This window comes from Vibrio sp. HS-50-1, assembly GCF_024747315.1.
Lineage (GTDB): Bacteria > Pseudomonadota > Gammaproteobacteria > Enterobacterales > Vibrionaceae > Vibrio > Vibrio diabolicus.
The window spans coordinates 90,293-116,404 of sequence record NZ_JAMPZF010000005.1 but is presented as its reverse complement, the minus strand read 5'-3'; the positions used below and the strand labels follow the sequence as shown (position 1 = coordinate 116,404).

The following is a 26,112-nucleotide window of genomic DNA, read 5'->3' as shown; positions in this document are numbered from 1 at the left end:
GTTGCAGGATAAACGGAGACAACACATGTTTGAACCGATGATGGAAATGTCTGACGATGCAGTAATCAAGGTCGTTGGGGTTGGTGGCGGCGGTGGTAACGCCGTTGAACACATGGTGCGTGAATCCATCGAAGGTGTGGAATTCATCAGCGTCAACACTGATGCGCAAGCACTTCGTAAGACAAGCGTTGGCAATGTTATTCAGATCGGTGGCGATATCACCAAAGGTCTGGGTGCAGGTGCTAATCCACAGGTTGGCCGTGACGCAGCTCTCGAAGACAGAGATAGAATTAAAGATTCCCTAACTGGCGCCGATATGGTGTTTATCGCAGCTGGTATGGGGGGCGGTACAGGTACTGGTGCAGCACCTGTTATTGCTGAAGTAGCTAAAGAGCTTGGCATTCTAACTGTCGCGGTAGTGACAAAACCGTTCAGCTTTGAAGGCAAAAAGCGTTTGGCGTTCGCTGAGCAAGGTATCGATGAGCTGTCTAAGCACGTTGACTCTTTGATTACTATTCCAAACGAAAAGCTGCTTAAAGTACTTGGCCGTGGTGTCACGCTACTAGAAGCTTTTGCAAGTGCGAACGATGTTCTTAAGAACGCAGTCCAAGGCATTGCAGAGCTAATTACTCGCCCTGGTATGATCAACGTCGACTTTGCGGACGTAAGGACAGTAATGTCTGAAATGGGTCACGCGATGATGGGCAGCGGTATTGCTAAAGGCGAAGACCGAGCTGAAGAAGCGGCTGAAATGGCAATTTCTAGCCCACTTCTGGAAGACATCGATCTAGCGGGCGCTCGTGGTGTTCTTGTTAATATTACTGCAGGTCTGGATATGCGTCTTGACGAGTTTGAGACGGTTGGTAATACAGTGAAAGCATTTGCTTCTGACAATGCCACTGTTGTTATCGGTACTTCTCTAGACCCAGATATGACTGATGAAATCCGCGTAACAGTTGTAGCGACAGGTATTGGCAATGAGAAAAAACCAGATATCACGCTAGTTGCGGGTGGTAAAGCGAAAGTGGCTCCGACGCCGCAGGCTCAACCACAACAGCAAGCGGCGGCAACGCAAGCTGAAGAGAAACCGGCACAAACCTTGCAAAATAATCAAGTGCAAGAGAAGCCACAGGTAACTCCTCAGCCTACAAATACAGTTTCTTCTTCTCCAGCATCGTCGAGCCAAAGCTCTGCGGCTCCGAAGCAAGAGAAGGAAAGTGGTTATTTAGATATCCCGGCATTTTTGCGTCGTCAGGCTGATTAATCTTTAATCCATAAATTTGACATGGCTCAAAATTATGGTAGCATTCACGGTCGACGTTACAGACGGCCGTGTTTTGTAGCAAATTTTTGAGAGGCAAGCAGATGATCAGACAACGTACTCTGAAAGAAATAGTGAAAACAACTGGTGTGGGCCTCCACTCTGGTCGTAAAGTCACGCTTACTCTGCGCCCGGCTGCTGCAAATACAGGTATCATTTACCGTCGTACAGATGTAAACCCACCTGTAGATTTTCCAGCTGATCCAGCTTCTGTTCGTGACACCATGCTATGTACTGCTTTGGTAAACGACGAAGGTGTGCGTATTTCAACTGTAGAGCACTTGAATGCGGCACTTGCTGGTATGGGCATCGACAACATTATTGTCGAAGTAGACGCACCTGAAATTCCAATTATGGATGGTAGTGCTAGCCCATTTGTATACTTGCTACAACAAGCAGGTATCGAAACGCAAAATGCGCCAAAACGTTTCATCCGTATTAAAAAGCCAGTTCGTTTTGAAGATGGCGATAAATGGGCAGAGTTTGTACCATTTAACGGCTTCCGCATGGACTTCGAAATTGAATTTAATCACCCTGCAATTGAGTCAGACGAGCAGCGCTTGCTGTTTGATTTCTCCTCAAAAGGCTTCGTTCGTGAAATTTCTCGTGCACGTACGTTTGGCTTTATGCGTGATATCGAATATCTACAGTCTCAAAACCTAGTTTTGGGTGGTAGTTTCGACAATGCTATCGTATTGGATGATTACCGTATTCTTAACGAAGAAGGTCTACGCTTTGAAAATGAGTTTGTGACTCACAAAGTGTTGGATGCGATTGGTGATCTTTACATGTGTGGTCACCCAATCATCGGTGAATTTCGCGCCTTTAAATCGGGTCACGGTTTGAACAACCAACTTCTGCGAGCTGTTCTTGCTGATCAGGAAGCGTGGGAGTGGACTACATTCGAAGAAGAAGTGGGCTCACCAGTAGCATTCGCTGAACCAAATATGGTGCTTGCGTAAATACTCGGCATTAAAATTAATAAAAAACCAGGCTCATGCCTGGTTTTTTGCTATTTGGCTTTAATCTTGGGCTTATTAATAGCATTCGAGCTTTTCAGCATATTGAAATAACGGTTACTTACGGTCTTTCTTTTCTGCCATATCGGCCAATCGCTTTAAACGCTCTTGAATTTTAGGCGGTGCCATGTCGGCAATCGTCATCAATGACGTTGCTGCAGATTCTGTTAATGGTGGACGTTTAGGTCTGTCGTCTTGTTCGAAACGATTTCGGTATAATGATGGATTGATCCTCACTTCAACGCTCATCAGTTTGGCAAAGCCTTGAGTACGAAGTTTATTTAGGATCATGAGGCGATCGTAATCGATCTTCATTTTGATCGCGGCACTAGAAACATCGATCAATAGGTGGCCGTTACGAACATTCGCCACCCGGCAATGATCGGCCGTCCCTGTGGGTAAGATCTCTTGCAAAGCTTGGTTAAGCTGTAAGATTTCTCCAGCATGTTCTTGAATCTGCTTGAACTGTGATTCAGCAATAACATCTTCAGTCGAGGTTGGACGGTGATCACGCATAGGTAAAATCTAATTTTGTTGAGATATCAGCTATTCTAGAGCAGCTTTCTATCAAGGTATAGTTTACATTAACGTCTTTCGCTTCAGTTTTACAATGTAGCAAGGTAAAAAGCAAAGTCTGCTCTGAATAGATTACACATATTGTGGTATGCAATATCGTCTAATCAGTCACCACTTTAAGTAAAAACTTCAGAGTGCTTCAAACAAATACGTCTATTTATGGTTGTATCGATGAAAAATCCTTACACTAAGCCACATTGTTTCGAAACTTAGCCTTGAAATATGGATGTTTGAACTCAATATCTTTGATAAATGATTTATCTCAGTATTCTTAGTTCCAAACTGGCAGAGACTGAAGGCATTATGAGTAGATCGGGAACGGTCTGATTAAAGAGAGATTCACGAAAAATGATAACTAAGCTACTGACAAAAGTGATTGGCAGTCGCAACGACCGAACACTGCGCCGCCTTAGAAAAATTGTAAAAGAAATTAATAACTACGAGCCAACATTCGAAGCTCTAAGTGATGAAGAGTTAAAAGCAAAGACGGTTGAGTTCCGTGAGCGCCTAGAGAAAGGTGAAACTCTTGATAAACTACTTCCTGAAGCTTTTGCTACGGTTCGTGAGGCATCTAAGCGTGTCTACGGCATGCGTCACTTCGACGTTCAGCTTATCGGTGGTATGGTTCTAAATGCGGGTCAAATTGCGGAGATGCGTACAGGTGAAGGTAAAACGCTGACTGCAACGCTTCCAGCTTACTTAAATGCTCTTGCTGGTAAAGGCGTTCACATCGTAACAGTGAACGATTATCTAGCTAAACGTGATGCTGAGACGAACCGCCCTCTATTTGAATTTTTAGGTATGACCGTTGGCGTAAACGTGCCAAACATGCCTCCTCAAGAGAAAAAAGAAGCGTACCAAGCTGACATTCTATACGGAACCAACAATGAATTTGGTTTTGACTACCTTCGTGACAATATGGCTTTCCGTAGCGAAGATCGTGTACAGCGTGATCGCTTCTTTGCTGTTGTCGATGAGGTGGACTCAATCCTAATTGATGAAGCTCGTACTCCTTTGATCATTTCTGGTCCTGCTGAAGATAGCTCTGAGCTATACACTCGAATCAACCTTTTGATCCCGCATCTGAAAAAGCAAGATAAAGAAGACTCTGAAGAATACCGTGGTGATGGCCACTACACTGTTGATGAAAAATCAAAGCAAGTATACCTAACAGAAACGGGTCAAGAATACGTTGAAGAACTGTTGGTGAAAAACGGTCTGATGGAGGAAGGGGATACACTTTACTCTCCGGCTAACATCAGCATGTTGCATCACGTGAATGCTGCTTTGCGTGCACATGTGCTGTTTGAGCGTAATGTGGATTACATCGTTAACGATGACGGCGAAGTTGTGATCGTTGATGAACACACTGGTCGTACAATGCCAGGTCGTCGTTGGTCAGAAGGTCTTCACCAAGCTGTCGAAGCGAAAGAAGGCGTTAAGATCCAAAACGAAAACCAAACGCTAGCCTCTATCACATTCCAGAATTACTTCCGTTTATACGAAAAACTGTCAGGTATGACAGGTACAGCGGATACTGAAGCGTTCGAATTCCAGTCTATCTATGGTTTGGAAACGGTGGTTATCCCAACCAACAAGCCGATGATTCGTAACGATATGCCAGATGTGGTTTACCGTACTGAAGCAGAGAAGTTTGCGGCAATAATTGAAGATATTAAAGAGCGTGTTGCCAAAGGGCAGCCAACGCTTGTTGGTACTGTGTCGATTGAAAAGTCAGAACTTCTTTCTAACGCATTGAAGAAGGCTAAGATCAAACACAACGTATTGAACGCGAAATTCCATGAGAAAGAAGCGGAAATTGTTGCTGAAGCGGGTATGCCTGGTGCGGTAACTATCGCGACCAACATGGCCGGTCGTGGTACGGACATTGTGCTTGGCGGTAGCTGGCAATCAAAAGTTGAAGCTTTAGAGAACCCAACTCAAGAGCAAATCGATGCGATTAAAGCAGAGTGGAAAGTGGTGCATGACCAAGTACTAGAAGCTGGTGGTCTACATATCATCGGTACTGAGCGCCACGAATCTCGCCGTATTGATAACCAGCTACGTGGTCGTTCTGGTCGTCAAGGTGATGCGGGTTCATCGCGCTTCTACCTATCTATGGAAGACTCTTTGCTACGTATTTTCACTTCTGATCGTATGGCGAGCCTTATTCAAAGTGGTATGGAAGAAGGTGAAGCTATTGAATCGAAAATGCTTTCTCGCTCAATTGAAAAAGCACAGCGCAAAGTGGAAGGTCGTAACTTTGATATCCGTAAGCAGCTGCTTGAATACGATGATGTAGCGAACGATCAACGTAAGGTTGTCTACGAACTGCGTGACGAGTTAATGAACGTTGAAGACATCAGCGGCATGATCGAGCAAAACCGTGAAGATGTGCTAACAGCGGTTATTGATGAGTACATTCCACCACAGTCACTAGAAGATATGTGGGATGTTGAAGGTCTACAAGAGCGCTTGAAAGCGGACTTCGATCTTGATGCGCCAGTGAAGCAATGGCTTGAAGAAGACGACAAGCTTTACGAAGAAGCATTACGTGAAAAGATCATCAACCTAGCCGTTGAAGTGTACAAAGAGAAAGAGGAAGTGGTGGGTGCACAAGTGCTTCGCAACTTCGAAAAATCGGTCATGCTTCAGACTCTGGATACGCTTTGGAAAGAGCATTTGGCTGCGATGGATCACTTGCGTCAAGGTATCCATTTACGCGGTTACGCACAGAAGAACCCAAAACAAGAATACAAACGTGAGTCGTTTGAACTGTTTGAGGGTCTACTAGAAGCGCTGAAAACAGACGTTATTACTGTTCTATCTCGTGTTCGCGTTCAGCAACAAGAAGAAGTTGAACGTATGGAAGAACAGCGTCGTGCGCAAGCTGAAGAAGCCGCTCGTCGTGCGCAAGCGCAACACGCTGCAGCACAAAATCCGCTTTCTGAAGGCGAAGAATCTGAAGAAGGTTCAAATCAACCAATGGTACGTGATGAACGTAAAGTAGGTCGTAATGAACCTTGCCCTTGTGGCAGTGGCAAGAAGTACAAACAGTGCCACGGCAAAATCGACTAATCTGTTAGTCGGATTATTTATCAAAGAGTCGCTTAGGCGACTCTTTTTTTAAATAAATTCTTTGGCTATCAAATTCCATAAGTTTGATAGGTCAGAAAGTTTTTGAGATGTAGAAGCTCGTTGTCACAATAGTAAAGTACAACGGTCTTGAGAGTTAGGAATCCCCATGAAAAGAATTCACATAGTCGCGGCAATTATTTTTAACCAAGATAAATCAAAGATCTTTATTACAAAGCGTCCTGATGATAAGCACAAAGGCGGGTTTTGGGAGTTTCCGGGTGGCAAAGTCGAGCCGGGAGAAAGCATTGAGCTTGCAATTACAAGAGAACTCGAAGAAGAAGTAGGAATTGAAGTTATTGAGCAAGCCCCTTTTGAACATTTGGAATACGACTATCCAGACAAATCACTCAAGTTTGATTTTATTACAGTATCTCAATTCAGTAATGAGCCTTACGGTCGAGAAGGTCAAGAAGGATGCTGGGTTGAAATCAGCGAATTGGGCGACTACACCTTTCCTGAAGCGAACGTACCTATCTTGGAGCGTGTTGTAAAAGAGTTTGCTTAAGCTCGATGAACTTGCTTGTGGTAACCACGGTATGTTGTTAGTTTAAACAGATTAAGCGAAACGAGAGAACGAGAGCAAACCTCGTTATCCAGAGAAGGAGAGAAAGCGCAATGGTTCGTATTGCAATCGCAGGAGCAGCTGGCCGAATGGGCCGCAATTTGGTTAAAGCTTCACACCTTAATCCTGAAGCGACAGTGAGCGCGGGATCAGAACGACCTGAGTCTTCACTTGTCGGCGTCGATATCGGTGAGCTTTGTGGTGAAGGTAAATTCGATGTGCTCTTAACGGATGATCTTGCTAAAGACGTCGATAATTTTGATGTAATCATCGATTTTACTGCCCCAGTAAGTACGTTGGCGAATCTTGAACTGTGTAAGAAGCATGGAAAGAGTATTGTGATTGGGACGACTGGTTTCAGTGATGCAGAGCGTGAACTGATTGACGAAGCCGCTAAGCAAGTGCCTGTTGTCATGGCTCCTAACTACTCTGTTGGTGTGAACCTAGTATTTAAGCTTCTTGAGAAAGCAGCCAAAGTGATGGGCGACTACTGTGATGTTGAGATTGTCGAAGCACATCATCGTCATAAAGTTGATGCTCCTTCTGGTACCGCTATCGGGATGGGCGAAGCCATTGCTGGTGCGATGGGAAACAAGCTGAATGATGTAGCTGTCTATGCGCGAGAAGGTATCACAGGTGAACGTACTAAAGATGAGATCGGCTTTGCTACAATTCGCGCTGGCGATATTGTCGGTGAGCACACAGCCATGTTTGCTGATATCGGGGAACGAGTGGAGATAACGCACAAAGCGACCGATCGTATGACGTTTGCTAATGGCGCCGTCAAGGCCGCTGTTTGGTTGAGTGCCAAACCAGCGGGCTTTTATACCATGACAGATGTTTTGGGATTGAATGAACTCTAAATACATAATTATTCGCCGGCGGTAGCCGGCTTTTTTATATCTATAGAATTATTTGTAAATGAAATGATTCTAACAGAAAGTGTTTTGGTGCTTACTTTTGTTGTTGTTTTGGTTGATTTGTGGGTTTTTTGGGTTTTGATGTCTAAAAACTAATGTCTTTTTTGTCGGGTGAACGTTTGCGTGAAAAGCTCATACTTTTTTGTGATCTCTAAAAAGTTCAAATTTGTAAAATTCATTAAACCTCTATGCCTCTCTATGTAATAGCATGTAAAAGTTATCTTTTTGGGCCTTACTGATTCAAAATGACCTTACTCGCTAGAAATTAATCATTTATTTTTGATTGTAGGTTGACAGGTTTCGAGTCCAACTTTAGAATACCGCCAATTTGTCTGAAATACCTATTTATGTAGATTTTATAGGTAAAGGAAGGCATGTTTGCAGTTTGATTTATTTTTTTTGCATTTTTATTCTGGAGGTTGTCTTGGGTAAATTAGCACTGTTGGTCCTAGAAGATGGGACAGTGTTCCGCGGAGTGTCCATAGGGGCAGATGGTCTTTCCGTTGGTGAAGTCGTTTTTAATACCTCGATGACGGGGTATCAAGAAATCCTCACTGATCCTTCCTATTCTCAGCAAATCGTCACTCTCACTTATCCTCACATTGGCAATACCGGAACCACTTCCGAAGATGAAGAATCCTCTTCCATTCATGCACAAGGCCTTGTGATTCGCGATCTTCCTCTAATCGCTTCTAACTTCCGTAACGAACAATCCCTCTCTGATTATCTTAAGTCTCAAAATATCGTTGGCATCGCTGATATCGATACTCGTAAGCTCACTCGTATCCTGCGTGAAAAAGGTGCTCAAAACGGCTGTATTGTTGCGGGCAACAACCTAGACGAAGCTTTGGCACTAGCGAAAGCAAAAGAATTCCCAGGCTTAAAAGGAATGGACCTTGCGAAAGAAGTTACAACAAAAGAAGCGTATCAATGGAAGCAAGGTTCGTGGACGCTTGAAGGTGGACTTCCAGAGGCGAAAGATGACAGCGAGCTGCCATACCACGTTGTCGCTTACGACTTCGGCGCAAAACGCAACATCTTACGAATGTTGGTTGACCGCGGCTGCCGCTTAACGGTTGTACCTGCAGAAACGTCAGCGGAAGAAGTTCTGGCACTAAATCCAGATGGCGTATTCTTATCGAACGGCCCTGGTGACCCAGAACCATGTACTTACGCGATTGAAGCAACCAAAGTGTTCCTAGAAAAAGGCCTGCCAATTTTTGGTATTTGTCTAGGTCACCAAATTCTGGCGCTAGCATCAGGTGCGCAAACGGTGAAAATGAAGTTTGGTCACCACGGTGCAAACCACCCAGTAAAAGATTTAGAGCGTAACGTTGTGATGATCACTTCGCAAAACCACGGCTTTGCGGCAGATGAAGCAACATTACCGGAAAACTTACGTGCTACTCACGTATCGCTATTTGATGGCTCTTTGCAAGGTATCCACCGCACAGACAAGCCAGCATTTAGCTTCCAAGGTCACCCAGAAGCGAGCCCTGGTCCACATGACGCGGCACCGCTATTTGACCACTTTATCGAACTAATCAAAAAACACAGCGCTTAATTCGGAGTAGTAGATAATGCCAAAACGTACTGACATTCAAAGTATTCTAATTCTTGGTGCTGGTCCGATTGTTATCGGTCAGGCATGTGAGTTTGACTACTCTGGCGCACAAGCCTGTAAAGCACTTCGTGAAGAAGGCTACCGAGTTATTCTGGTTAACTCGAACCCAGCAACGATCATGACAGACCCAGAGATGGCTGATGCGACTTACATCGAGCCAATCCAATGGGAAGTGGTACGCAAGATCATTGAAAAAGAGCGTCCAGATGCAGTTTTGCCAACCATGGGTGGCCAGACTGCACTTAACTGTGCGTTAGACTTAGAGAAACACGGCGTACTAGAAGAATTCGGCGTAGAGATGATCGGCGCAACTGCAGATGCAATCGACAAAGCGGAAGACCGTTCTCGTTTTGATAAAGCGATGAAGTCTATCGGCCTTGAGTGTCCTCGCGCAGATACAGCGAAGAGCATGGAAGAAGCTTACAAAGTTTTAGATATGGTTGGCTTCCCTTGTATCATTCGTCCATCGTTCACCATGGGTGGCACTGGTGGTGGTATCGCGTACAACAAAGAAGAGTTCGAAGAAATCTGTCGTCGCGGTCTGGACTTATCTCCGACCAACGAACTTCTTATCGATGAGTCACTAATCGGTTGGAAAGAGTACGAAATGGAAGTCGTTCGTGACAAAGCGGACAACTGTATCATCGTATGTTCAATCGAAAACTTTGACCCAATGGGCATCCACACGGGTGACTCAATCACGGTTGCACCAGCACAGACACTGACTGACAAAGAATACCAGCTAATGCGTAATGCATCGCTAGCGGTTCTGCGTGAAATCGGTGTTGAGACAGGTGGTTCAAACGTACAGTTTGGTATCAACCCGAAAGATGGCCGTATGGTTATCATTGAGATGAACCCACGTGTATCTCGCTCTTCTGCGTTAGCGTCAAAAGCAACAGGTTTCCCAATCGCTAAGATTGCCGCGAAGCTTGCTGTTGGCTTTACTCTGGATGAACTACAAAACGACATCACCGGCGGTGCAACACCAGCATCATTCGAACCAACTATCGACTACGTCGTAACTAAGATTCCTCGCTTTAACTTCGAGAAATTTGCTGGCGCAAACGACCGTCTGACTACTCAGATGAAATCGGTTGGTGAGGTAATGGCAATTGGTCGTAACCAACAAGAATCTCTTCACAAAGCACTTCGTGGTCTAGAAGTTGGCGCAACTGGTTTTGACGAGATGGTCGATTTAGAAGCACCAGATGCACTGACTAAGATTCGTCACGAACTTAAAGAAGCAGGCGCCGAGCGTATCTGGTACATCGCCGATGCATTCCGAGCTGGCATGTCAGTTGACGGCGTGTTCAACTTGACTCAAATCGACCGTTGGTTCCTGGTTCAAATCGAAGAAATCGTAAAACTCGAAGAGCAAGTCAAGGCGGGCGGCTACGCAGGTTTGACCAAAGAAGTGCTTCGCCAGATGAAACGTAAAGGCTTCTCTGATGCGCGCTTGTCTAAACTGCTTGGTGTCGCTGAAAGTGAAATTCGTCGTGCTCGTGAACAGTTTGATATTCACCCGGTTTACAAACGTGTGGATACGTGTGCCGCAGAGTTTTCTTCTGATACGGCTTACATGTACTCATCTTACGATGAAGAGTGTGAAGCAAACCCAACAGACAAAGACAAGATCATGGTTCTTGGTGGCGGTCCAAACCGTATCGGCCAAGGTATTGAATTCGATTACTGTTGTGTACACGCATCACTTGCGCTGCGTGAAGACGGTTACGAAACCATTATGGTTAACTGTAACCCAGAAACGGTATCTACTGACTACGATACGTCTGATCGTCTGTACTTCGAACCAGTAACTCTGGAAGATGTACTGTCTATCGCTCGCGTTGAAAAACCAAAAGGTGTGATTGTTCAGTACGGTGGTCAAACGCCACTTAAACTGGCTCGTGCTCTAGAAGCGGCCGGTGTTCCAATCATTGGTACGAGCCCAGATGCTATCGACCGTGCGGAAGACCGTGAACGCTTCCAAGCCGCTGTTGACCGTTTAGGTCTACTTCAGCCAGAAAACGCGACAGTAACAACGATGGAGCAAGCGGTTGAGAAGTCGAAAGAAATTGGCTTCCCATTAGTTGTTCGTCCATCTTATGTACTCGGTGGTCGTGCGATGGAAATCGTATACGACGAGCAAGACCTGCGTCGCTACTTCAATGAAGCAGTAAGCGTATCGAACGAGTCTCCAGTTCTACTAGACCGTTTCTTGGATGATGCAACCGAAGTTGATATTGATGCTATCTGTGACGGTGAACGCGTCGTTATCGGCGGTATTATGGAACACATCGAACAAGCCGGTGTTCACTCTGGTGACTCTGCATGTTCACTGCCTGCATACACGCTAAGTCAGGAAATTCAAGACAAGATGCGTGAGCAAGTTGAGAAGCTGGCGTTCGAACTCGGTGTACGCGGTTTGATGAACACGCAGTTTGCTGTGAAAGACAACGACGTTTACCTAATCGAAGTGAACCCTCGTGCTGCTCGTACGGTTCCATTCGTATCGAAAGCGACAGGTGCACCTCTAGCGAAAATCGCTGCACGTGTAATGGCGGGTCAATCTCTAGAGTCACAAGGCTTTACTAAAGAGATTATTCCTCCTTACTACTCAGTGAAAGAAGTGGTTCTGCCGTTCAACAAGTTCCCTGGCGTTGACCCGCTATTGGGCCCAGAAATGCGCTCAACAGGTGAAGTAATGGGCGTTGGCGCAACATTCGCAGAAGCTTACGCGAAAGCAGAGCTAGGTTGTGGTGCGGTTTATCCTGAAGGTGGTCGTGCGCTACTGTCAGTACGTGAAGGCGATAAAGAGCGTGTTGTTGACCTGGCTTCTAAGCTAGTGAAACTGGGGTACCAGTTGGATGCGACACACGGTACTGCTGTGATTCTGGGCGAAGCGGGTATCAACCCACGCTTGGTAAACAAAGTACACGAAGGTCGTCCACACATTCTTGACCGCATCAAGAACAACGAATACACCTACATCGTAAACACGGCAGCTGGTCGTCAAGCGATTGAAGATTCGAAAGTTCTACGCCGCGGTGCACTGGCAGAAAAAGTGAACTACACAACGACACTGAACGCAGCGTTCGCTACATGTATGTCTCACACTGCAGACGCAAAAGCGTCAGTAACTTCGGTTCAAGAGTTACATGCTAAAGTGAAAGCGAGTCTAGACGCGTAACAGATAAAAATCAGTAAGCTCGTTAATCAGGGCTTACATGACAACCTCATTGCCCGCTCATTTGAGCGGGCTTTTTTATATCGAGGTTTTTCTAAAATGAAGAGTATTAAAATGTGCTAGGAACGATTGGTATGCTTCGCTTTTGAAGATCATCAAGCTAATTATGGCAAGCAATGTTCCTAAAGATGAAGAAATAGTACTACCACTTGCTACAACAAAGTTGATACTGCAGGTAAGAATGATAAAAGAGATAGTGATTAAGTTTATTTTTGCAGCAATACTTAATCCTTTGCTTATTGTCAGGATGTTTGGAATGCATACAACAACAACCGTAATAGCTCCCAATGTAAGAAGGTACGTATCTAGATCAATGTGTTGAGTAAAAGAAAACCAGTCATTCCAAATGCTTAAGCTAATAGTCAGACCAATAGTCAATGCCAAGTATAAACATACACTTATTGAGATGTTCGCTATGCTAATTGAATTTTTTCTCAAATTTTAATTTCTTTTATGTAACATAAATTGAAGTTTATTTTTTGAAAATATAAACCTTATCTTGTAGCCAGGAGTCTTCTTTATCAATTGAAACAGAGTAACCCTGATTTGTTAAGTGTTTTTTAGTGAGAAACACAAATGCACTTGGTGCTATAATTGTTATAATTGAAAAAGAAATTATAACTTTAATGAACATGCCTTCTTTCTTATATGATAATTTTCTTTTTTTTAAAAACACAGTAATTAAAAGAATAAATATAGATATAAATACCCAGCTTCCAAATAACCCATAAAATGATCCCTGAGAAATTTCTATAATACGTTCTTCGTTATATATGTCTTTTATGTTATTTATGGTATCGTTGTAAAAAAAATAAATGCATAACAATCCTAGAGAAAGGAATAACAGTGATGTTAAAAATGTTGATGTTAGATCTAGGTTGTCTTCTTTTTTCATAAAAACATTCCATTTTTTATATATGTAGAACCAATTAAATTTTTTATTCTTGCTTCTTCTTGATTTATTTCATTTTTTATTGATTCATCTAGTTTTTTCTCTAATGTTAATTTGAATTTTTTTGTTATATTATGCTTTTTATCTATATGATTTAATATGCTCCCAATAACCAAGCTTATACCTATAGCTAAAAATAATGGGCCAGAAGTTAGAGCGAAAATAGTAGTAGCTCCAGAAATTCCTTTTACAGCAATTGCAGCAATTGCGGATGAAATTCCTAACTTTAGGATGTCACTAGTTATTGTGCCAAACAAACTCAGTAATGTTGATTTATTCTTTTCCGAAAAGAAGTGTTCCATTGCTCTAAAAGAGCTTACTAGTACGATTGTAATAATTGTTCCACTTTTAATAGACTGGATAGCACTTTTTGGACCTACAGCAAAGTTAGTAATTGTTGGAGTCGGTGCATGAGAACCCAAAGCACTTAACTTTATTCTCAGGGCCGGTGTCCCCGTAAAGACAAAATGTGGTTGGCCAGAATAGTAATTTATATGGACAGGGTTTGTTGCTCCGCTTAGATTATTCGCTAGTTTTGTTAAAAATATAAGATCATCGGCTGTTGTGTAATAGTTTGCAGTATTTTCTAGTTTATTTTTGATAACTTTCCATTTTTCAGTAACACCTTTCCTTTTGATGTTTTTGTTAATTAAGTCATCAAGTACGCTTACTGATACTATATGTACTTCTTTGGTATTGCTACTTGAGTCTTGTTGTATTGCAGGGTACATCGTTTTCTCCTTGAAACCATAATTTTATTATGACCTTGCCTACACGGCTGACACAATGAAAATACTATTTCATTCGTATCCTTGAGGCATGTATCTTTTTTTTGTGAAACTAAAATGAAAATTTCACAAAGATGAAAATTAGGAATAGATTGGTGTCTTGACTTTCCATTGGTAGTTTTGTGAATAAGTGCTACCGTTTCTTCCTCTTTGATACCTCTTCAAAAAGGATGTGTAGTGGAAATCACGGTTGAGATTTTGTTGGCCCTATTTTTTGTTGCGACTGCCGCAGGCTTTATTGATGCGATGGCTGGGGGGGGAGGACTCATTACGCTCCCTGCGCTTTTGGCTGCGGGGTTGAGTCCTACTCAAGCTCTAGCAACTAACAAGTTACAAAGTTCGTTTGGCAGCTTCTCTGCTAGTTGGTATTTCGTGCGTAACGGTATTGTCAGCCTAAAGGAAATGCGTTTCGCGATACTCTGTACTTTTATCGGTGCAGCGATCGGTGCCGAGGCTGTGCAGTTTATTGATGCTAGCGTACTCACCAGTTTGATCCCTGTTCTTTTGATAGCCATTTCCCTCTATTTTTTACTCGCGCCAAGTACGCGAAAAATCGATGGAGAACCAAAGTTATCTGAAGCGATGTTTGCGCTATGCATTGGTGGGGGGATCGGTTTCTATGATGGCTTTTTTGGCCCTGGAACTGGATCTATTTTTACTGTTTGTTTTGTTGCACTAGGTCATTTCTCTTTGGTCGAAGCCACAGCTAGAACCAAAATCCTCAATTTTACGTCAAACATCGCGGCACTACTCTTTTTTATCTTAGCAGGGTTACCAGTGTGGAAGCTCGGTTTAACCATGGCTGTTGGCGGTTTTCTTGGTGCTCAGTTAGGGGCGAAGGTCGTGGTAAGTAAAGGGCAAAAATGGATTCGCCCTCTAGTTATTGTGATGTCGATGCTCATGGCAACGAAACTTCTTTGGCAACAACATCAGCAATGGATTTTGTCAGTGCTTTAACTCGTTCGCTGCGATATGTGCTGTGGCGCAAGCAGATATGTATTGGTCGAATTAACTGTCCTAGTTCTTCAAAGTCATAGCAGAACTTGGATGTGATATTAAGTGTCTTCAGGATAGATTTAGGAATTAAAGCGGGAGCCATTCCGCCCAAAGCCAGTTGTGCTGCCGCAGTGTATGAATCCATTTCCATCAAAGGCTCAATTCCGTATTTTGACAAAATAGCTTGTTGGTAAGTGTTGGCAGGATTGGTTAAGTCATTGGTCAAAATGGCTTTGGGTAGTTGCAAAAGTGGGTATCTACTGACGATTGAAAAAGGTTCATCAGCGAGGTGAAGGCTCATTAATCCATGATGAGACGGTAAATAACCGGCACAGAATCCCAGTGTCGCTTTACCTGATTTGACGTTCTCAATAATGCGTGGTGTATGATTGGTCGATATTCGTATGTACTGGTCATGAGCAAAGCGTTCTGCCATGATCACACTAAGGTATCCAGCGACTAAGGTTTCAGAGCAGTCTATCTTGATCAAAGAAGTATCTTCTATTTCTTGCTGATCATAGATCTGACCTCTTAACTCATTGAACGTTGGCTCGATCGTGTTGATGAGCGCGAGGCCATCGGAGGTCAGCTTTATATGCCGACCACTTGGCTCAATCAATTTTTTTCCTAACTTCTTCTCTAGATTCGAAATGCGCTTACTCACCGCAGATTGACTAATATAGAGTTGGCTGCCCGTACGGCTCATGGTTTTTTCTTTACTGAGGACAAGTAACGTCTCAATACCTTCAAGCAACATAATAATTAATGAAAGTTAGGAATGGTTGAAATAATTTAGCGAATTGTACAAGAATTGGCGAATCAAATGAGTATAAATGAGAGGAGCCGACACTTGGTCGACTCGATGATGAGTGATGCTGTTTGTGTTTAACGGTTAATTGCGAAAGTTGGCAGGGATAGATGCCAACGAATAGCACCGAGACGTATAATGAGCGTTGAGATTACACCAGCGAGTAAAGCCGTTGAGTGGTCATAACCCATGTTTACCGCCATCGTATGGAAGATGCCGCCAATAATACATGCCGTAGCGTAGACTTCACTTCTTAATACCATAGGAACTTCGCGAGCCAGCACGTCTCGTATAATGCCACCTCCACAGCCAGTAATAACCCCCATTATCACAGCGACCATTCCAGATGCATTGTAGGCGAGTGCCTTCTCTACTCCAATTCCCACAAATACAGCGAGACCGATGGCATCACAAACGGGTAATACCCACCATGAGAGTCGCTTGGGTCTTCGAATAACAAGCATGGTTAGTAGACACGTAACAAATATCACCCATAAGTACGTAGTATCTGTTATCCAAAATACAGGAGTGGCACCTAGCGCCATGTCTCGGATTGTTCCGCCACCAATAGCAGTCACACTGCCGAGAACGATAACGCCGAATGGATCCATTTTTAAACGGCCCGCCAGTAACACGCCAGAGATAGCGAAAACAGCGGTACCGAACAAATCGATCATATAAAGCAGCATGGAGTCCATGTTACTTAGTACCTTTATATAGTGTGAGAAAAAATGGGCGGAAATTGTACGGTATTTGCCACGAAATCGTTAGCGTTTTTGACGAACGCTTTTAAAGTGCTCACACACTTCTGTGATCGCATTTAGTGTGCGTGGGGTTGGGCGGTTAATCCAATCTGAGTTTAGAGACCAGATGTGTTTATTTCTAAGTGCGGGAAGCTCATTGCTCCACTCTGCCCACATACCATCATTACTCATTGCGTGACGAGAAGTAAAAATAACCTCTGGTTGGCGAGTGATGACCTGCTCGATGCTGACCTGAGGATAAGGCGCGCTGGATGCTGCGAAAATGTTTTCACCACCGCAAAAAGTAAAGACTTCACTTGGCCAGTTCTTCCCGGCGACAGTGATGATAGGCTTTTCACTCAACTGATAAAAGTAACGAACTTTCTCGTGCGTGTTGTACTTCTCTTTTAGTGTATTCAGTTGCGTTCTAAAATCTTCAGTGGCCTTTTGTCCTATTTGCGGGGTTTCGCTGTATTGGCTTAGCTGCTCGATATTATTGGCGATATCTTCCAGTGAGCCTGTAGTGGAATAATAGATAGGAATGCCGAACTGTTTAATTTTCTCCAGCTCTTTTGCCGGGTTTCCTGCCGGCCAAGCAATGACTAAATCCGGTTGAAGAGCAATAATGCGCTCTAATTTAATTCCTTGGTAATTAGAGACTCTTTCCAGCTGCTTTGCCTGCTCTGGATAATCACTCATTTCGCTGACAGCAACAAGCTTGTCTCCTAGCCCTGCCGCAAAGGCAATTTCAGTGGCATGCGGAGCTAAACTTACAATGCGTTGCGCTGGTGTTTGGGCGAAGGTCGCTGTCGAAACAAACAGCGTTAATGCGAAGCATAGTTTATTCATCATAATCCTTGATAAATCATTCCTAAAAGCAGACTTTGGATAGCTATCCAAACGAAGACTCGCCAAACGAGCAGCGTATGTATTTGTGAAAGGTGAATAGCCGATGGGGCGATTCGTCCACCGATTTTTGCGCGTTCCGCACGTATACCTTGATAGATAGCAGGGCCGCATAAAGAGAGTTGTAGTTTGTGTCCGATGGTACACAACACCCAGGCGGGCCCGGGTAGTGGCCAAGACTTCGCTTGTTGCTGTACACCAGAAAGCACATTGCTTACGTTCTTTCCTACAGCTAAAAGTATGGCAAAGAGACGAAGTGGAATAATATCCAGAGCGGCAACCAGCTGAACGGCAGGTTTACCAAAGGGCAAATATTGGCGTCGGCTAGGGGACCAAACTCGAGCTAACTCTGTGGCTAGTCGATACATTAACGCACCAATACCACCTGCTAGTGCGTACCAAAATAACACACCGATTACGTTGCGGCTGTATCCCATAATCACAGCTTCTGAGCTTGCTTTACCTATGCCGATGATCGAGAGGCTGTCAGTATCGCGATTAAGGTATGGTCTTAGTAATTGTCGGCACTGAGCTTTGTCTTCTCTCGACATACTTGTGACGAGTTGTTTCGTTAAGGCTTCGCTGTTGCGCCAGTCCAAAGCAATGATCAATAGCACTAGTTCGTATAAAGGCACTTGCCAAACGAATGGCTCCACGGCAATCAGCAAGATCAAGCAAGGCAATAGCATCAAGCCCAATGCAAGACTGCCGGAGGTCAGGCTCTGTGAGTAACTGTGATTATTATTCACTTTGTTGGCGAGGTTCTCAGCTAACTTTCGCCATAAAGTGATGGGATGCGATGAACGGGGGATTGGTAAAATAAGGTGAAAGAGCAGTGCGCCCCACATAATAAGGAGCGCACCGTTGGCATAAAATGACTGAAAAACTTCTTCCATGAATGAGTCGTTTACTTAATGAGTTCCAGCATTTTGAATACCATTTCAGAAGAGCTTTTTGCTGCTAGCGGTAGGAACTCATCAAAGCTCATTGGTGACTCTTTATCAGCGACATCAGAGATTGCGCGCACAACAACAAACGGCGTGTTGAATTGGTGACAAGTTTGAGCGATAGCAGATGCTTCCATTTCTACCGCGATAACGGATGGGAAGTGCTTACGAATAAACTCTTGGCGTTCAGCGGTGCAAACAAATGCATCACCAGTACAGATCAGGCCGCGAACTGCATGAGTGTTTTCCATTTGCGCTAGTGCCTTTTCTGCTAAATCCATTAGCTTTTCATCCGCTTTGAATGCAGCAGGCTGGCCAGCCATTTGGCCAATTTCATAACCAAAAGCGGTCACGTCTGCATCGTGATGACGAACTTCTGTTGAGATAACAACATCACCTAGATTTAGGCTTGAATCGAAGCCACCAGCAGAGCCTGTGTTAATCACAACATCTGGCTGGTATTCATCAAGAAGAATGGTAGTGCCTACTGCAGCTGCAACTTTACCGATACCTGATTGTAGTACGACTACTTCTACATCATTAATTTGACCAGAGAAAAACGTACAACCCGCTTTATTTACGGTTTTGCAGTTTGTGATTGCTTCTTTCAGGATGGTGACTTCTTGTTCCATCGCACCGATGATACCAACTTTCATAACACTCTCTTTCGGTAAATATTTTAGTTGGCCGAGAGTATAGCACTCCCCGTGAGCAGTTTTCTATTTGATGAGCTTAGCTTGAGTGAGCTTTTCTCGTAATTGTTCGGCGCGCTTTCTGTTTACGCCAAAGTCTGAATAGCCAACACGAGATTCTGAGCGAACAATCAGCTGATCGCCTTCTACCTTAAGTTCTAAATCGTCCACAAAGCGCATGATTTTAGATGTGCACTCTACGCGTATGTAGTTGCCTTCTTTCACCGCTGTTTTCGCACCTGGCAGTTCAAGTGCAATTTGCTCAATAGCATCGATGTTCGCTGAATCAGTCAGGGTGAATGGCGTTAGGTTGTATTCTGCACGCGTATCTTGAGTGGAGACGCAGTTTGGTTTGTCACCACAAGGTGATTGAGAACGATCCGTCATGGTTGTGACTCCTTGGCTACAAGCGGTTAAGCCGAGCAAAGTGATGGAAAGGAGAGCGGCTTTTTTCATTGTATTTACTCTTATAATTTTGCTTCTAATTATATGGATACAAAAGAAAAAGGATCCAATAATAGGATCCTTTTTGTGATGTTAGCTGTGATTAGACTTCTAGGTAATCAAGAATGCCTTCTGCCGCTTTTCGCCCTTCATCAATGGCGGTTACGACGAGGTCTGAGCCACGGACCGCATCACCGCCAGCGAAGATTTTCGCATTGCTGGTTTGGTACATGAACGCTTGCTCAACAGGTGCCTTGATACGTCCCCATTGGTCTAAATCGACACCATACGGTTCCAACCAGTCCATTTTGTGTGGCTGGAAACCAAATGCCATGATCACGGCATCCGCAGGCAATACATGTTCACTGCCTTCCACTGGTTCTGGTCTGCGACGACCTGCATCATCGGGCTCACCTAAAGCAGTTTTTACCACTTTAACGCCCGATACGTTACCTGAGGCGTCGACCTCCACACCGAGTGGTTGCAGGTTAAACATGAACTTCACGCCTTCTTCCTTCGCGTTTTTTACCTCGCGACGAGAGCCAGGCATGTTGGCTTCGTCACGACGATAAGCACAAATCACATTGGAGGCTCCTTGGCGAATAGAGGTTCGTACACAGTCCATTGCGGTATCGCCACCACCAAGCACGACCACTTTCTTTCCTGCCATGTCGATAAAAGGTTGGTTGTTCTCAAGCTCCATGACTTTGTAGGTATTCGAAATTAAAAATGGCAGCGCGTCATATACACCCGGCGCATCCTCATTTTCTAGTCCTGCACGCATGTATTTATAGGTGCCAACGCCTAAGAAAATGGCATCGTACTCATCGATTAGATCTTGCATTTGTACATCTTTACCGACTTCCACGTTCATGCGAAACTCGACGCCCATTTCAGTGAACACACGGCGACGATTTTCCATTACCCCTTTTTCAAGCTTGAACGAAGGGATACCGAAAGTCAGTAGTCCGCCGATTTCTGGGTAGCGGTCAAACACGACTGGCTTAACGCCATTGCGCACTAGGATATCAGCGGCTGCCAAGCCTGCTGGGCCAGCTCCAATGATTGCGACCTTTTTATCGGTCCACTCCACCTTGGACATATCTGGCTTCCAGCCCATTTCAAAGGCTTTGTCGGTAATGTACTTTTCTATATTACCGATGGTGACGGCACCAAAGTCATCATTAAGCGTGCATGAACCTTCACATAGACGGTCTTGAGGACAAACGCGTCCACATACTTCAGGTAAACTATTGGTTTGATGCGATAGCTCAACAGCTTCAAGAATACGTCCCTCATTTGCCAGTTTTAGCCATTGAGGGATGTAGTTGTGTACTGGGCACTTCCATTCACAGTATGGGTTACCGCAATCTAAACAGCGATCCGCTTGTGCAGTCGCCTGTTGCTTAGTAAACGGTTCATAGATTTCAACGAACTCGATCTTACGAACTTTGATCGGCTTTTTGGCCGGATCTACGCGCTGCACATCGATAAATTGATAAACGTTCTGGCTCATGATTCAAACATCCTCCATGATTACTGTGCTTGAACGCGCAGCTCAGCGGCACTGCGGCTCTGGTGACCAAGTAGCGTGCGAAGATCTGCCGCTTGTGGTTTCACCAAATAGAACTTTGGAATCCATTCATCAAAGTTCGCCAAAATATTTTCTGCGTGGCTCGACCCTGTTTCTTCAAGGTGTTCCGCAATCAGGCCGCGCAAATGCTCTTGGTGGATGTATAGATCGGACAATGAAATGGCTTCGACGGATTCTGTATTGACTCGACCTTCAAAGCTCTGGTTTTCATCCAGAACATAGGCAAAGCCTCCGGTCATACCTGCACCAAAGTTCACGCCTGTTGCACCTAGAATGGCAACAATACCGCCAGTCATGTACTCACAAGCGTTATCTCCCGCACCTTCAATGACGGCAATCGTACCTGAGTTACGTACCCCAAAACGTTCACCCGCTTTACCGGCTGCGAACAGTTTACCGCCCGTTGCGCCGTACAAACACGTGTTACCAATAATGGTGGCCTCATGACACTTGAACGCTGTACCTAAGTGAGGCTTTATGGCGATCTTGCCGCCTGCCATGCCTTTCCCTACGTAGTCATTCGCATCACCTGTGAGGTAAAGCTCTACGCCACCCGCATTCCAAACGCCAAACGACTGGCCGGCTGTGCCGTCAAGGTAGATTTTAATAGGGGAAGCTGCCAAACCTTGGTTGCCATAGCGCTTCGCTATTTCGCCAGATAAGCGTGCACCCACAGAACGATCAGTGTTGATGACATTGTAGAAGAAACTTGCCGATTGGCTGTTTTCTACCGAATGCATGGCATCATCAATGATCTTTTGATTGAGCTCAGCTTTATCAAACGGTTTATTTGGTTCCGTCCAAAACAGTGGATGACCTTCAGGCGAGACGGGAGCTTCTAGAATGTTGGATAGATCCAATTTGGTTTGCTTCGCGGTAAAGCCCTCTACTGCTTCAAGTAAATCGGTACGACCAATCAAGTCAGTCAGTTTTTCAACGCCTAGCTCAGAAAGCAGCTCGCGCACTTCTTCTGCCAGTCCGGTGAAGTAGTTCATCACCATTTCAGGTAAGCCTTTGAAGTACTCTTTACGCAGCGTTTCGTCTTGAGTCGCAACCCCTGTTGCACAGTTGTTGAGGTGACAAATTCGCAGGAACTTACAACCCATAGCAACCATTGGCGCGGTACCAAAACCGAAGCTTTCTGCACCTAAAATTGCGGCTTTAACTACGTCTAAACCAGTCTTTAGACCACCGTCTACCTGTAGGCGGATCTTATGACGCAGACCATTAGCAACCAGTGCTTGTTGTGTCTCTGCCAACCCCAACTCCCAAGGGCTACCAGCGTATTTTACCGAAGTTAATGGGCTTGCTGCGGTACCACCGTCGTAACCCGAAATGGTAATAAGATCAGCGTAAGCCTTGGCTACGCCCGTTGCGATGGTGCCAACACCTGGCTCGGAGACGAGTTTTACCGAAACCAGCGCATTCGGGTTGACTTGTTTAAGGTCGAAGATCAGCTGGGCCAAATCTTCAATAGAATAAATATCGTGATGTGGAGGAGGGGAGATTAACGTCACCCCTTGCACGGAGTAACGTAGCTTGGCGATTTCTGCGGTGACTTTGTGTCCCGGTAGCTGTCCACCTTCACCCGGTTTAGCTCCTTGCGCTACCTTGATTTGTAGTACATCCGCATTAGTAAGGTAATGAGGCGTGACACCAAATCGGCCTGAAGCAATTTGCTTGATGCGCGAGTTACGTTCAGTGCCGAAACGGCGAGGATCTTCACCACCTTCACCGGAGTTTGAATAGCCACCAAGACGGTTCATCGCAGTCGCGAGGGCTTCATGCGCTTCTGGGCTAAGTGCGCCAATGGACATTGCCGCTGAGTCAAAGCGTTTGAACAGTTCAGTGCGTGGTTCTATTTGCTCAAGTGGCAGCGGTGAGTCTGATTTTTTCAGCGACATTAAGTCACGCAGCATGGCAACAGGGCGTTGGTTTACCTGCTTAACAAAGCTCTGATAGTCGTTACTTTCGCCAGATTTAACGGCCTGTTGCAGCGTGCCGACAACATCGGGGTTGTAAGCATGATACTCACCTCCATGGACGTACTTTAACAAGCCGCCATGATCAATCGATTTGCGCTTCGCCCATGCTTTACGAGATAAGTTTGTAAGATCTTGTTGGAAGTCGTCAAAATTCGCGCCTTCAATTCGAGTTGTGACGCCTTTAAAACACAGATCGACCACATCTTGGCTCAAGCCAACTGCTTCAAACAGTTGTGAGCAGCGGTAAGAGGCGATGGTTGAGATCCCCATCTTTGACATGATTTTATACAGGCCCTTGTTGATGCCGTATTGGTAGTTCTGCATCACATCGCGATAGTCTTTCTCTAGTGCCTTATCATCAATCAGTTTACCTAACGCTTCATAAGCAAGGTATGGGTAAACTGCAGTCGCACCAAAGCCAAGCAAGACAGCAAATTGGTGTGGGTCACGTGCAGTTGCGGTTTCGACTACAATGTTGGCATCGCAACGTAAGTTCGCATCAATCAAACGAGTTTGAACGGCGCCGACTGCCATTGCCGCTGGAATTGGTAACTTGCCTTTGACCAAAGCGCGATCTGAAAGTACCACTAAAACCGTGCCTTCACGTACGACTTGCTCTGCTTGCTCACAGAGATCATTAATGGCTTGTTTAAGATCTTTCTCTTGTGGGTCGTAGTTGATATCTAGAATGGTATTACGGTAGTGATCGTCACCAAGCTCGAGCAGTTGCTGCATGTCTGAATAAAGCAGTACAGGCGAATCAAATGTTACGCGATGCGCGTGGCCATCGGTTTCACAGAAGACATTCATTTCCTTACCGATACTGGTCGCCAGTGACATCACGTGTTTTTCACGCAGTGGATCGATCGGTGGATTGGTGACCTGAGCGAACTTCTGGCGGAAGTAGTCAGTTACCAAGCGCTCTTTTGAGGAGAGCACTGCCATTGGAGTATCGTCACCCATAGAACCAACGGCTTCTTGGCCCATTTCTCCGAGTACACGCAGAACTTGGTCGACTTCTTCGTTCGTCATCGCGAATTGCTTTTGATAAGTCTTAAGTAAGTCTTCATCAAAGCTGCGCTCGCCTACTTGATCCTCAGGTAGCTGAGAAAATGGTGTGAGTTTGCGAACGTTGTTTTCCATCCATTCGCGATAAGGGTGACGAGATTTCAGATCATTATCGATCTCGCTAGACTGCCAAAGCTTACCTTTACGAGTGTCGATGACGAGCAATTCACCCGGACCTACACGCCCTTTTTCGGCAACTTCATCTGGGGCGTAATTCCAAATCCCTACCTCAGATGCCAGAGTGATCAACTTGTCTTTGGTAATTACATAACGTGCAGGACGCAGACCATTTCGGTCTAGATTACAAGCAGCATAACGACCATCGGACAGTACGATACCTGCTGGGCCATCCCATGGTTCCATGTGCTTGGAGTTGAAATCGTAAAACGCCCGCAGATCCGGATCCATATCTGGATGGTTTTGCCATGCAGGCGGCACAAGCATACGCATGGCGCGGAAGATATCCATGCCACCAGCTAAGAAGAGATCCAGCATATTATCCAAGCTAGAGGAGTCTGAACCTGTCTCGTTCACAAATGGTGCTGCAGTTTGAAGATCGGGCAGCAGTGGTGACGAGAACTTGTAAGCGCGCGCGCGCGCCCATTGGCGGTTACCTTCAATGGTGTTGATCTCACCGTTATGAGCAAGATAGCGGAACGGCTGAGCCAATGGCCAACGCGGTTGAGTATTGGTAGAAAAACGCTGGTGGAACAGACAGATAGCGGATTCCATGCGTAGATCAGCAAGATCAAGGTAGAAGCGAGGCAAATCCGCAGGCATGCACAGGCCTTTGTACACCAAAACTTGAGTCGACAAGCTACAGATGTAGAAATCAGGATCTTCGGTGATTTGTTTCTCGATGCGACGGCGTGCGATGTAGAGACGACGTTCAATGTCACGCTCTCGCCAACCAGCTGGTGCAGAGATAAAGACTTGCTGAATATTTGGAAGCGAGTTAGCCGCAATTGGACCGAGTACTTCTGAATTAGTTGGTACTTCACGCCAACCGGCCACTGTTAGCGTCTCTTGCGCAAGTTCTCTGTTGACGATGTCTTTAGCGAGTTGAGCTTTGACCGGATCTTGGTTGAAGAAAATCATCCCTACGGCGTATTGCTTGCCAAGGTTGAAACCATTTTCTTCGGCAATAAGACGTAAATAGGAATCGGGCTTTTGTAATAGAAGACCACAACCATCACCGGTTTTACCATCGGCGGCAATACCACCACGGTGGGTCATTCGGTCAAGTGCAGAAATTGCTGTACGAACCAGCTTGTGGCTTTGTTCGCCTTCCATATGCGCGATCAAGCCAAATCCACAGTTGTCTTTCTCAAGACTTGGATCATAAAGAGCCATTGCAATTCTCCCTTTGCTTATCCGTCATCCCGACAGATATATCAACACTGCTTACGTTGATAGTGATGACTGAATATGCGTCATCTTTATGGTTTTATGTATATTTATTCAATAAAAGCTGTGAAATATTTAACATTTTTTGAGTGTTTTATTTTCATCAACTTCACAAGCTATAGCTTATTGTAAAAAAGGTCAAGTTATTAGTGGATAATCACGTGAATATGCGATTTACCATTTAATAAGCTAAAATAGTTTAATGATTTCAAATAGATAGAAAATTGATTGTTACAAAAAAGTAACATTTGATTCTGTGGGAAATAAAAAAGACCAGCATAAAATGCTGGTCAAAATAGAAAGATTGGAAGGAATTGTTTTCTTTCTTTGCTAATAGCCATCGATATCGCTGATGGCTATTTATGGCATTGAAAG

Annotated in this window: 19 protein-coding genes; 8 read left to right on the top strand and 11 right to left on the bottom strand. The window is 44.8% G+C overall.

The features are described 5' to 3' along the window. Window positions 1-25 precede the first annotated feature (25 nt). Both ftsZ and lpxC read left to right on the top strand, forming a co-directional pair. Complete coding sequence (ftsZ, locus tag NDJ01_RS05640; RefSeq protein WP_012842149.1) at window positions 26-1,264, top strand: cell division protein FtsZ; 1,239 nt, start codon at window positions 26-28, stop codon at window positions 1,262-1,264. 101 nt (window positions 1,265-1,365) lie between these two features. Then, on the top strand, window positions 1,366-2,283 hold the full coding sequence (gene lpxC / locus NDJ01_RS05635) for a UDP-3-O-acyl-N-acetylglucosamine deacetylase (protein WP_025768410.1): 918 nt from the start codon (window positions 1,366-1,368) through the stop codon (window positions 2,281-2,283). Window positions 2,284-2,397: 114 nt separating this feature from the next. Here the strand turns inward: lpxC and NDJ01_RS05630 are convergent, their stop codons facing one another. After that, window positions 2,398-2,856, bottom strand: coding sequence for a DUF721 domain-containing protein (locus NDJ01_RS05630; RefSeq protein WP_258586416.1), 459 nt, complete (start codon window positions 2,854-2,856; stop codon window positions 2,398-2,400). Window positions 2,857-3,264: 408 nt separating this feature from the next. On the opposite strand from NDJ01_RS05630, the gene secA reads away from it, so the two are divergent. The 5 genes from secA to carB all read left to right on the top strand — a co-directional run bounded on the left by secA (window position 3,265) and on the right by carB (window position 12,350). Then, window positions 3,265-5,994, top strand: a complete 2,730-nt coding sequence (gene secA, locus NDJ01_RS05625) for a preprotein translocase subunit SecA (RefSeq protein ID WP_258586415.1) — start codon at window positions 3,265-3,267, stop codon at window positions 5,992-5,994. Window positions 5,995-6,160: 166 nt separating this feature from the next. Then, window positions 6,161-6,559, top strand: coding sequence for an 8-oxo-dGTP diphosphatase MutT (gene mutT / locus NDJ01_RS05620; protein WP_005396433.1), 399 nt, complete (start codon window positions 6,161-6,163; stop codon window positions 6,557-6,559). Window positions 6,560-6,669: 110 nt separating this feature from the next. Beyond that, on the top strand, window positions 6,670-7,479 hold the full coding sequence (gene dapB / locus NDJ01_RS05615; protein ID WP_258586414.1) for a 4-hydroxy-tetrahydrodipicolinate reductase: 810 nt from the start codon (window positions 6,670-6,672) through the stop codon (window positions 7,477-7,479). A 481-nt stretch (window positions 7,480-7,960) separates the two neighbouring features. Next, complete coding sequence (gene carA / locus NDJ01_RS05610) at window positions 7,961-9,100, top strand: glutamine-hydrolyzing carbamoyl-phosphate synthase small subunit (protein WP_017821483.1); 1,140 nt, start codon at window positions 7,961-7,963, stop codon at window positions 9,098-9,100. Between the two features lie 16 nt (window positions 9,101-9,116). Beyond that, window positions 9,117-12,350: a carbamoyl-phosphate synthase large subunit gene (gene carB / locus NDJ01_RS05605; protein ID WP_047009081.1), complete on the top strand. Its 3,234-nt coding sequence runs from the start codon at window positions 9,117-9,119 to the stop codon at window positions 12,348-12,350. A gap of 529 nt (window positions 12,351-12,879) precedes the next feature. Here carB and NDJ01_RS05600 read toward each other — a convergent pair. Both NDJ01_RS05600 and NDJ01_RS05595 read right to left on the bottom strand, forming a co-directional pair. Further along, a complete protein-coding gene (locus NDJ01_RS05600) occupies window positions 12,880-13,302 on the bottom strand; it encodes a hypothetical protein (protein WP_074192040.1) in 423 nt (140 codons plus the stop codon). After that, window positions 13,299-14,090: a hypothetical protein gene (locus NDJ01_RS05595; RefSeq protein WP_258586413.1), complete on the bottom strand. Its 792-nt coding sequence runs from the start codon at window positions 14,088-14,090 to the stop codon at window positions 13,299-13,301. The genes NDJ01_RS05600 and NDJ01_RS05595 overlap by 4 nt, the downstream gene beginning before the upstream one ends. A 234-nt stretch (window positions 14,091-14,324) precedes the next feature. Here NDJ01_RS05595 and NDJ01_RS05590 point away from each other — a divergent pair, with 234 nt between their 5' ends. After that, window positions 14,325-15,104 carry a TSUP family transporter gene (locus NDJ01_RS05590; protein WP_005396424.1) on the top strand — a complete coding sequence of 260 codons (780 nt, stop codon included), beginning with the start codon at window positions 14,325-14,327 and terminating at the stop codon, window positions 15,102-15,104. Here the strand turns inward: NDJ01_RS05590 and NDJ01_RS05585 are convergent. The 8 genes from NDJ01_RS05585 to gltB form a co-directional block, all read right to left on the bottom strand. Further along, window positions 15,046-15,900 (bottom strand): LysR family transcriptional regulator, encoded by an 855-nt coding sequence (locus NDJ01_RS05585; protein WP_258586412.1) that lies wholly within the window; start codon window positions 15,898-15,900, stop codon window positions 15,046-15,048. The genes NDJ01_RS05590 and NDJ01_RS05585 overlap by 59 nt on opposite strands. Before the next feature lie 128 nt (window positions 15,901-16,028). Next, on the bottom strand, window positions 16,029-16,649 hold the full coding sequence (locus tag NDJ01_RS05580; protein WP_005387377.1) for a TRIC cation channel family protein: 621 nt from the start codon (window positions 16,647-16,649) through the stop codon (window positions 16,029-16,031). 69 nt (window positions 16,650-16,718) lie between these two features. Continuing rightward, on the bottom strand, window positions 16,719-17,543 hold the full coding sequence (gene btuF / locus NDJ01_RS05575; RefSeq protein WP_256965995.1) for a vitamin B12 ABC transporter substrate-binding protein BtuF: 825 nt from the start codon (window positions 17,541-17,543) through the stop codon (window positions 16,719-16,721). After that, the gene (locus NDJ01_RS05570) at window positions 17,543-18,496 is read right to left on the bottom strand and encodes a cobalamin biosynthesis family protein (protein WP_193447648.1); all 954 of its coding nucleotides are present in this window, start codon (window positions 18,494-18,496) and stop codon (window positions 17,543-17,545) included. The genes btuF and NDJ01_RS05570 overlap by 1 nt, the downstream gene beginning before the upstream one ends. 11 nt (window positions 18,497-18,507) lie before the next feature. After that, entirely contained in the window at window positions 18,508-19,203 is a 696-nt protein-coding gene (gene mtnN / locus NDJ01_RS05565) for a 5'-methylthioadenosine/S-adenosylhomocysteine nucleosidase (protein WP_005396324.1), read from the bottom strand. A 63-nt stretch (window positions 19,204-19,266) separates the two neighbouring features. Further along, the gene (locus tag NDJ01_RS05560; RefSeq protein ID WP_258586411.1) at window positions 19,267-19,695 is read right to left on the bottom strand and encodes a DUF1499 domain-containing protein; all 429 of its coding nucleotides are present in this window, start codon (window positions 19,693-19,695) and stop codon (window positions 19,267-19,269) included. 91 nt (window positions 19,696-19,786) lie between these two features. Beyond that, window positions 19,787-21,199 (bottom strand): FAD-dependent oxidoreductase, encoded by a 1,413-nt coding sequence (locus tag NDJ01_RS05555; protein WP_005396322.1) that lies wholly within the window; start codon window positions 21,197-21,199, stop codon window positions 19,787-19,789. Window positions 21,200-21,219: 20 nt separating this feature from the next. After that, complete coding sequence (gltB, locus tag NDJ01_RS05550; RefSeq protein WP_258586410.1) at window positions 21,220-25,683, bottom strand: glutamate synthase large subunit; 4,464 nt, start codon at window positions 25,681-25,683, stop codon at window positions 21,220-21,222. Between the last annotated feature and the right edge of the window lie 429 nt (window positions 25,684-26,112).